We start from the raw sequence: 5,357 nt of genomic DNA, 5'->3' as shown, positions 1-5,357 counted from the left end.
CGGGCCGCCGCGCTGCTCACCGCGGCCGGCCACGAGGTGGTCGAGGTCGACCGGCCGCTCGGCCCCGCGGTGTGGCCGCTCTTCGAGACCCTCTGGTACGTGCTGGCGCTGGCCCCGGTGCCGCCGGAGCGGGAGTCCGAACTGCTGCCGCTGACCCGGTTCCTCCGTGCCCGGGGCGCCGCTGTCGGGGCCGGCGCGTTGATGGCCACCCTCGGCGAGATCCAGGCCCAGGTACGCCTCGGCGCCCGCCGCACCGCCGACTGCGACCTGCTGCTCTGCCCCACCCTGGCCGCACCCCAGGCGCCGGTCGGCTGGTTCACCGCCGACGCCGACCCGGCGGCCGATTTCGACCGGCAGCGCCGGTTCTCGCCGTACTGTGCGGTGTTCAACGTGACGGGGGATCCGTCCGTCTCGCTACCGCTCGGACGCACCGCGACCGATCTGCCCGTCGGGGTGCTGCTGACCGGTCGCTACGGCGACGACGCCCGACTGATCGCCACCGCAGCGCAACTGGAACACTGCAGTGACGGATGGGATCGGCACCCCGCAATCTGGCGGGGCGTCGACTCCGCTAACGTGAATGGCAGCGGAGTCGGGCGGTCGGCGCCATGATCGTCCACCCGACCCGGATGCTCTGGTCGCTATCTTCCGCCTGGGGGCGTTGGGATTGTCTGTCACTGAGACGTTGCTGATCTTCGTCGGCATCCCGGCGGCGGTGATGCTGGTGATCGTCGGTCTGGTGTTCGCCAGCAACCGCCGTGGTGGCGGCGGCTCCAAGCGCTACCGGCCGGGCCGTCGCTTCGACTTCACCCCGGTCTGGTTCCTGGGCCGCCCGGAGCAGCTGGCCGACTCGGCCGGCACCGCTCTGTCCGCGGGCGCGCAGGCGCCGGCGCTGACCAGCCACAAGCTCGAGCAGGCCGGCATCGAGGCGCCGGCCGGTGGAACCGGAGGCGCAAGTGACCGTTGGTGAGATGCAGACCGGGACGGGTAACCCGCCCGACGTGCTGGACGGGCCGTTCACGACCCGCCAGCTGCTGCGCATCGACGAGGCGCTCCGCCTGGCCGACCAGGGCACCGGCCTGGTCTTCTCGGTCTACGTGGGCGGCCTCGACGAGCCGATCCGGGAGCACGCCGAGCGCCTGCACCGCCAGCTCGCCGACCCCGACCGGTCCGTCCTGATCGCGGTGTCGCCCAACCAGCGCCAGCTGGAGGTGGTCACCGGCCGGCACGCGCGCAAGCGCATCCCCGACACGTACGCCCGGCTCGCCGCGCTGTCGATGGTGGCGGCATTCGGCGGCGGCGACCTGGCCGGTGGCATCATCAACGGCCTCGACCAGCTCGCCAGCCACGCCGGCAGGGCCTGACCCCGCACGTACGACGAAGCCCGGCCCGCGTGACGCGGGCCGGGCTTCGTGTTTCCGATCTGATCAGGCGCTCTGGGCGTCCTTGGCGCGGGCCTTGAGCGAGCGGACCACCCCGTCGCGGCCCTCGGCGACCAGCCGGCGCAGCGGCGCCGGGTGCCCGTCCTGCGCCAGCCAGGCGTCGGTGGCCGCCACCGTCTCCTCCTCGACCAGGTACGCCGGGTAGGCGAGCTGGACGAACTCCTGCGCCGGCTCGCTGTCCCGCTGCGCCCAGACCTGCGCCACGCTGGCGAAGTACTTCTCCCGGTACGGCGCGGTGAGCTCCACCTGCGCCGGGTGGGTGAAGCCCTGCAGCAGCGCCCGGTTGCGCCAGTTCGGCAGCGACTGCGGGCCGGTCAGCTCCGCCCAGACCGCCGCCTTGTTCTCGGCGGTCGGCACCAGCGCGTGCGCGTACGCGGCCTCCCGCTCGCCGCTGGCCGTCCGGTCGGCGGCCAGCTCGGCCTCGACCTCGGCGACGCCGGCCGCCCCGTTGGCCACCAGCGACTGGAGGACCGTCCAGCGCAGCTCGGTGTCGATGGTCAGCCCGGCCGGTACGCCGGTGCCGTCCAGCCAGCCGCGCAGGGTCGCCAGGTCCTCGGCGGAGCGGGCCGCCGAGGCGTACGCGCGGGCCCAGGCGAGCTGGAAGCCGCTGCCCGGCTCGGCGGCGGACAGCGCCGTCTTCGCGGTACGGGACAGCTCCGCCCAGCCGGTCGGCGCCCAGGCCGGGTCGGCGTAGACGGTGAGCGTGGTGCTCGCCTGGCGCAGGGTGGCGGTGACCAGGTTGATGTCGGTCTCGGCGGGGAGCCCGGCCAGCACCAGCGCCACGTAGTCGCGGGCGGCGAGCTCCGCGTCTCGGGTCATGTCCCAGGCGGCCGTCCAGCACAGGGCCCGGGCCAACGAGGACTCCAGCCCGGCGATGTGCTGCACCACCGTCGCCATCGACCGCTCGTCCAGCCGCAGCTTGGTGTACGTCAGGTCATCGTCGTTGAGCAGCAGCACGTCGGCGGCCCGCGTGCCGTGCAGCGCGGAGAGCTCGGTCTGCTCGCCGGTCACGTCGACCTCGATCCGCTCCCGGCGGGCCAGCCGGCCGTCGGTCAGGTCGTAGAGGCCCACGCCGATGCGGTGGGTACGCAGCGTCGCGTACCCCGCCGGCGCCTCCTGGCGGACCAGCACCCGCTGGTACGTCCCGTCGTCGCCGATGGCCACCTCGGGGCGCAGCGTGTTGACCTGGGCGGTCTCCAGCCACTGCGCGGCGAACTTGCGCAGCTCCCGACCGGAGGCCGCCTCCAGCTCGGTGAGCAGGTCGTCGAAGGTGGCGTTGCCCCAGGCGTGCTTGCCGAAGTACGCCCGCAGGCCGGCCAGGAACGGCTCCTCGCCGACGTACGCGACGAGCTGCTTGAGCACGCTCGCGCCCTTGGCGTAGGTGATGCCGTCGAAGTTGACCTCGACGGCCTCCATGTCCGGCATCTCGGTGTAGACCGGGTGGGTGGAGGAGAGCTGGTCCTGCCGGTAACCCCAGTTCTTCCGGATCGACAGGAAGGTCGTCCAGGCCTCGGAGAACCGGGTGGCGTGGGTGTTGCACCAGTGGCTGGCCCACTCGGCGAACGACTCGTTGAGCCACAGGTCGTTCCACCAGCGCATGGTGACCAGGTCACCGAACCACATGTGCGCCAGCTCGTGCAGGATCGTGTTGGCCCGCTGCTCGTACTCGAAGTCGGTGACCTGGGAGCGGAACAGGTAGTGCGACTCGGCGTGCGTGACGCAGCCGAAGTTCTCCATCGCGCCGGCATTGAAGTCCGGCACCCAGAGCTGGTCGTACTTGGGCAGCGGGTAGCGCACCCCGAACTGCTCGTGGAAGAAGTCGAAGCCCTGCTTGGTGATCAGGAACAGGTCGTCGGAGTCTAGGTGCGGCGCCATCGAGGCCCGGCAGAAGACTCCCAGGTCGATGCCGTCGTGGCTGTCCCGCACCTCGTGGTACGGCCCGGCGCAGAGCGCGGTGATGTAGGTGCTCATCCGGGCCGACTCCACGAAGTGGACGGTCTTGAGCGCCTCGCCGGCCGGCTCCTCGCGCTCCACCGGCATGTTGGACACCACGCGCCAGTGGTCGGGGACGGTGGCGTGCCAGGTGTACACGCTCTTCAGGTCGGGCTGGTCGAAGCAGGCGAAGACCCGCTGCGCGTCGGCCGTCTCGAACTGGCTGTAGAGGTAGGTCTCGCCGTCGACCGGGTCCACCGTGCGGTGCAGGCCCTGCCCGCTGTTGGAGTACGCGAAGTCGGCGTCCACGACGAGCGTGTTCTCCGCGGCCAGCCCGGACAGCGCCAGCCCCTTCTCGGCCGACCAGCCGGAGAGGTCGACCGGCGCGCCGTTGAGCGTCGCCGACCGCACCGACTCCGCGGCGGTCTCGATGAAGGTGCCGGCACCCGGCTCGGTGCAGCGGAACCGGACCTCGGTCACCGACCGGAACGTACGGCCCTCGGCCTGCACGGCGGTCGACAGGTCCAGGCTGATGTCGTACCCGGTCACCTCCAGCAGGCGGGCCCGCTCGGTGGCCTCCACCTGGGTCAGGTTGCGCACTCCCGGCACTGTTCGTCTCCATCCCACTCTCGCCGCCTCGCGGCTGCGCCAGCCCAGTCGGCCGCTCGTGACGGCGGCCCGAGCCGAGTCTTCCATGCACCGACGCCCCGCGGTGGTCGAGGTCACGCTCTCATTCCGCTACCAGTCGATGCCCTGCGGGGTGAGGATCGAGACAGCGGCGCCGGGGCTGCCCGGCGCGTCACCCGTCGTGAAGGGACCTCACCGTGGCCGATCGTGTCACCGTCGACATGTGGTTCGACCCCCTGTGCCCCTGGGCGTGGATCACCTCCCGCTGGCTGCTGGAGGTCGAGAAGGTCCGGGCCGTGGACATCCGCTTCCACGTGATGAGCCTCTCGGTGCTCAACGAGGGTCGGGACCTGCCCGAGGAGTACCAGGAGCTGATGAACAAGGGCTGGGGCGGGGTACGCGTCTGCGTGGCCGTCGAGCAGCAGCACGGACAGGAGGCGGTGGCGAAGCTCTACACCGCCATGGGCACCCGGATCCACCTGGGTAAGGAGCAGCTCGGCCCGGAGCTGTTCAAGGCCGCGCTCACCGACGTCGGCCTGGACCCGGCGCTGGCCGGCGTCGCCGACACCACCGAGTACGACGAGGCGCTGCGGGCCAGCCACGAGGCCGGGATGCGCCCCGTCGGCACCGACGTCGGCACCCCGGTCATCCACGCCCCGGGCCCGGACGGCCGCCAGGTGGCCTTCTTCGGCCCGGTGATCACGCCGGCGCCGAAGGGCGAGGCCGCCGGCCGGCTCTGGGACGGCGTCCTGCTGGTCGCCGGTACCCCGGGCTTCTACGAGCTCAAGCGCTCCCGCGAGCTCGGCCCGATCTTCGACTGACCCGCGGCCGTCGCCCCGGGCCCAGTCGTCCGGTCCGGGGCGACGACCGGAGCCCGGGGGGCGAGGACGGTGTGGCGCTCCTGTCGAGCTGATGACGTGAACGATTCACCGCGTCGCTGGTGGGTGACTCGTTCACGACATCAGCTCCACAGCGTCCGCGCACCGGGCTCGCCCCGCGAGCGGACCGGCTGACCGCGCCGGGCCGCGTCCGACTCCGAAGCCCGTCGCCGGGCCGGCCCCGGACCGCCGCCGCGTCACCCTGCCGGGCACGGTGTCGTTTTTCCGGTTGTCCAGCGCAGCGGCCGCAGCGGCCGCACCCGGCCGACCCGGAGGCTTTCCCGATGGCCAAGCACCGCCGTCCGTCCGCTGACGACCTGTCGACGGGGCAGGAGGTGGCCGACCCCACCACGTACTGGTCGGTCGACGACTGCCACTGGCCGACGGTCAGCCCGGAACTCCCCCGTCGAGATGGTCGACCTGCTCGCCCCGCCGATCGTGGTCGGCGTCGCCCGGGTCCCGGTCACCTCCCGGGCCA

General features: G+C 72.4%; 5 protein-coding genes. 4 read left to right on the top strand and 1 reads right to left on the bottom strand.

Annotated features, from left to right (window positions below):
• The 3 genes from JNW89_RS26715 to JNW89_RS26705 all read left to right on the top strand — a co-directional run.
• On the top strand, positions 1-612 hold a 612-nt coding region (locus JNW89_RS26715), incomplete at its 5' end, for an amidase family protein (RefSeq protein WP_255541277.1).
• 73 nt (positions 613-685) lie between these two features.
• Positions 686-970 carry a hypothetical protein gene (locus tag JNW89_RS26710; protein ID WP_088960713.1) on the top strand — a complete coding sequence of 95 codons (285 nt, stop codon included), beginning with the start codon at positions 686-688 and terminating at the stop codon, positions 968-970.
• Positions 957-1,364, top strand: coding sequence for a DUF5130 family protein (locus JNW89_RS26705; protein WP_238451092.1), 408 nt, complete (start codon positions 957-959; stop codon positions 1,362-1,364). The genes JNW89_RS26710 and JNW89_RS26705 overlap by 14 nt, the downstream gene beginning before the upstream one ends.
• Before the next feature lie 63 nt (positions 1,365-1,427).
• On the opposite strand, the gene pepN is transcribed toward JNW89_RS26705, so the two are convergent.
• A complete protein-coding gene (gene pepN / locus JNW89_RS26700; RefSeq protein ID WP_238451090.1) occupies positions 1,428-3,974 on the bottom strand; it encodes an aminopeptidase N in 2,547 nt (848 codons plus the stop codon).
• Positions 3,975-4,222: 248 nt separating this feature from the next.
• On the opposite strand from pepN, the gene JNW89_RS26695 reads away from it, so the two are divergent.
• Complete coding sequence (locus tag JNW89_RS26695; protein ID WP_255541278.1) at positions 4,223-4,822, top strand: disulfide bond formation protein DsbA; 600 nt, start codon at positions 4,223-4,225, stop codon at positions 4,820-4,822.
• Positions 4,823-5,357: the final 535 nt, after the last annotated feature.

It is taken from the genome of Micromonospora sp. 4G55, assembly GCF_016803375.1.
The sequence above is the reverse complement of the archived record's forward strand: the minus strand, read 5'-3'. Positions and strand labels throughout refer to the sequence as shown.

Excerpts from the sequence above, each read along its gene's own strand:
- JNW89_RS26695 (WP_255541278.1), top strand. The coding sequence starts at position 4,223 with ATGTGGTTCGACCCCCTGTGCCCCTGGGCGTGGATCACCTCCCGCTGG.